Origin of the sequence: Paracoccus sp. DMF (assembly GCF_004407025.1) — a bacterium.
GTDB lineage: Bacteria > Pseudomonadota > Alphaproteobacteria > Rhodobacterales > Rhodobacteraceae > Paracoccus > Paracoccus aminovorans_B.
This window is the reverse complement of sequence record NZ_SOKV02000107.1, coordinates 1-2,588: the sequence shown is the minus strand read 5'-3', so window position 1 is coordinate 2,588 and position 2,588 is coordinate 1. Positions and strand designations below refer to the sequence as shown.

4 protein-coding genes are annotated in these 2,588 nt (G+C 65.9%); all 4 read left to right on the top strand.

Annotated elements, in window-relative coordinates:
• Positions 1 to 424 (top strand): DUF6441 family protein (locus tag E3D03_RS20410; protein WP_263568470.1); only part of this gene is annotated, 424 nt, incomplete at its 5' end.
• Positions 425 to 681: 257 nt separating this feature from the next.
• On the top strand, positions 682 to 1,413 hold the full coding sequence (locus E3D03_RS20405; RefSeq protein ID WP_263568469.1) for a class I SAM-dependent methyltransferase: 732 nt from the start codon (positions 682 to 684) through the stop codon (positions 1,411 to 1,413).
• Between the two features lie 101 nt (positions 1,414 to 1,514).
• Positions 1,515 to 1,934 (top strand): acyl-CoA transferase, encoded by a 420-nt coding sequence (locus tag E3D03_RS20400; RefSeq protein ID WP_263568468.1) that lies wholly within the window; start codon positions 1,515 to 1,517, stop codon positions 1,932 to 1,934.
• 24 nt (positions 1,935 to 1,958) lie between these two features.
• Positions 1,959 to 2,588: phage tail tube protein (locus tag E3D03_RS20395; protein WP_263568467.1), on the top strand; the 630-nt coding region annotated here is incomplete at its 3' end.

The following is a 2,588-nucleotide window of genomic DNA, read 5'->3' as shown; positions in this document are numbered from 1 at the left end:
CCTGGATGCGGCGGCGCTGGTCTGGTCGAAGGCCCCGGTCATCGTGGGCGCACACGATACGGGGCCGCTGATCCGGTCAAAGAACGGGTTCTGGCTGGCGATCCCGCTGCCCGCCGCGGGCAAGTCCCTGCGCGGCGGCGGGATCACGCCCGGCGAATGGGAGCGCCGCCGCGGGCTGCGGCTGCGCTTTGTCTATCGCCGCACCGGACCGAGCCTGCTGGTCGCGGAGGGGCGGCTGAACACGAAGGCTCAGGCGGTGGTGTCGCGCTCCAAGACCGGGCGCGGCAAGGTCACCGCGCCGATCTTCCTGCTCGTGCCGCAGGTCAAGCTGCCGAAGCGGCTGGACCTCGCGCGGGACGCGGACCGGGCACTGGACAGCGTGCCGGGGCTGATCGTGGCGAAATGGGTGGAGGGAAGGTTTTGACGTCGGCTATGCGGGACATTCCGGCCACTCACATGAGCAGTGAAATTGACAATTGTGGCGTCCTGACCGATATAGCCAGCATGGTTGAGAAGGACATCCACATTGTCGCCCGGTTGGCCGGTATCCCATTGGCGGGATGCCGGGATGCCGATCACGCGACCTAACCACGCTGATTGCCAGCCTCGGCCTCGCCCTTTCGGACGAGGTATCTTGGCGTGGAAAACGTGCCTCGTCCTCCCTTTTCTCTGGAGACAAATATGGCACAGAATATCTACGACAATCCCGATTTCTTCGCTGGCTACAGCCAGCTTCCCCGACAGGTGGAAGGACTGGACGGTGCGCCGGAATGGCCGGCAATCCGGACTTTGCTTCCTGATCTGACCGGCAAGCGCGTGGCCGATCTGGGTTGTGGTTTCGGCTGGACCTCTCGCTGGTTTCGCGATCAGGGCGCAGCCTCGGTTCTCGGCCTCGATCTGTCACAGAACATGATCGAACGTGCGAAGGCCGACACGAAGGATGCCGGGATCGAATACCGGATTGCCGATCTGGAAACCCTTGAACTGCCCGAGGCGGCCTTCGAGCTAGTCTACAGCGCACTGACCTTCCACTACGTGCGGGATTTCGAGCGACTGATCCGCATGATCCACGCGGCACTGGCGCCCGGCGGAAACTTGGTTTTCACCATCGAGCATCCGATCTTCATGGCAGCGGCACATCCCCATTGGACGCTGGACGAAGACGGTCGGAAGACCTGGCCGGTCAATGGTTATTCCGTCGAGGGTGAGCGCCGCACGGACTGGTTTGCCAAAGGCGTGCTGAAGCAGCATCGAACCATGGCAACCACGCTCAACACTCTGATCGGCACGGGGTTCGAGTTGCACCGGATGGAGGAATTTGCGCCCACGTCTGAACAGATTACGGAGATACCGGAACTTGCTGAAGAACTGGAGCGTCCGATGATGATGCTAGTTTCGGCGCGCAAGAGCTGACTCCCTCCGTCGCCCAGCCTCCCTGTCTGGGCGACGGGCTATCGAATGACGGGAAGGGGCGTCAAGCGGACTCCTCTGCACTTTCAACATAGCAAAAACCGATGCCCACCCCACGCGAAACCATCCTCGCCGCGCTGCACGCGCGGCTCTCGGCGCTGCCTGCGACCGCCCTTCGCGGTGAGGTGCTGCCCGAGCGCGTGCCGGCCGAGGGCCTGCTGATCCTGCGCGACGGCGAACCGGGGGAGCCCGAGGTTACGTTGTCGCCGCTGCGCTACCACTACCAGCACCGCGCCGAGATCGAGGCGGTCGTGCAGGGCGCCGACCGTGACGCCGCCTTCGACACGCTGACCGCCAGCATCGGCGCGGCGCTCGCGGCCGACCGCACGCTCGGCGGCCTCTGCGACTGGGTCGAGGCGGAAGCGCCGAGGCCAGTCGATCTGCCGGTCGATGGCGCGGCCAGCCTGAAGGCAGCCGTGATCCCGGTCGTCCTGCACTACACCACGGCCGACCCGCTGGCCTGACCCAACCGACAACAGGAGATCACCATGGCACGAGCCCAAGGGGCGCGGGCGCAGATCGCGCTTGCGTTCGAGACGACCTATGGGACACCGCCCGCAGGCGGCTTTATGAAGATGCCGTTTGCCAGCGCCACGCTCGGCGCCGAGCAGCCGCTGCTGAACTCCGAGCTTCTCGGCTACGGCCGCGATCCGCTGGCGCCGATCAAGGACGCGGTGACGGCCGACGGCGATGTCGTCGTGCCGCTCGACGCCGAGGCCTTTGGCTTCTGGCTGAAGGCAGCTTTCGGCGCGCCGATCACCACGGGCACCGGCCCCTGGACGCACGAGTTCCGGTCCGGCGCCTGGACGCTGCCGAGCCTCTCCATCGAGACCGGCATGCCGGAGGTGCCGCGCTTTGCCATGTATTCCGGCTGCGTGCTCGACCAGATCACATGGCAGATGGCGCGCTCGGGGCTCCTGACCGCCACCGCGCGGCTGGTGGCGCAGGGCGAGACGGTCGGGACCACGACCAGCGCCGGAACGCCAGCCGCACTGGAGCTGAAGCGCTTCGGGCACTTCAACGGCGCGATCACGCGGAACGGGTCCGCACTCGGCAACGTGGTCTCGGCCGAGATCACCTACGCGAACAACCTCGACCGGATCGAGACCATCCGCTCG

Coding starts and splice junctions, on each gene's coding strand:
- E3D03_RS20405 (WP_263568469.1), top strand. CDS start 682: ATGGCACAGAATATCTACGACAATCCCGATTTCTTCGCTGGCTACAGC.
- E3D03_RS20400 (WP_263568468.1), top strand. CDS start 1,515: ATGCCCACCCCACGCGAAACCATCCTCGCCGCGCTGCACGCGCGGCTC.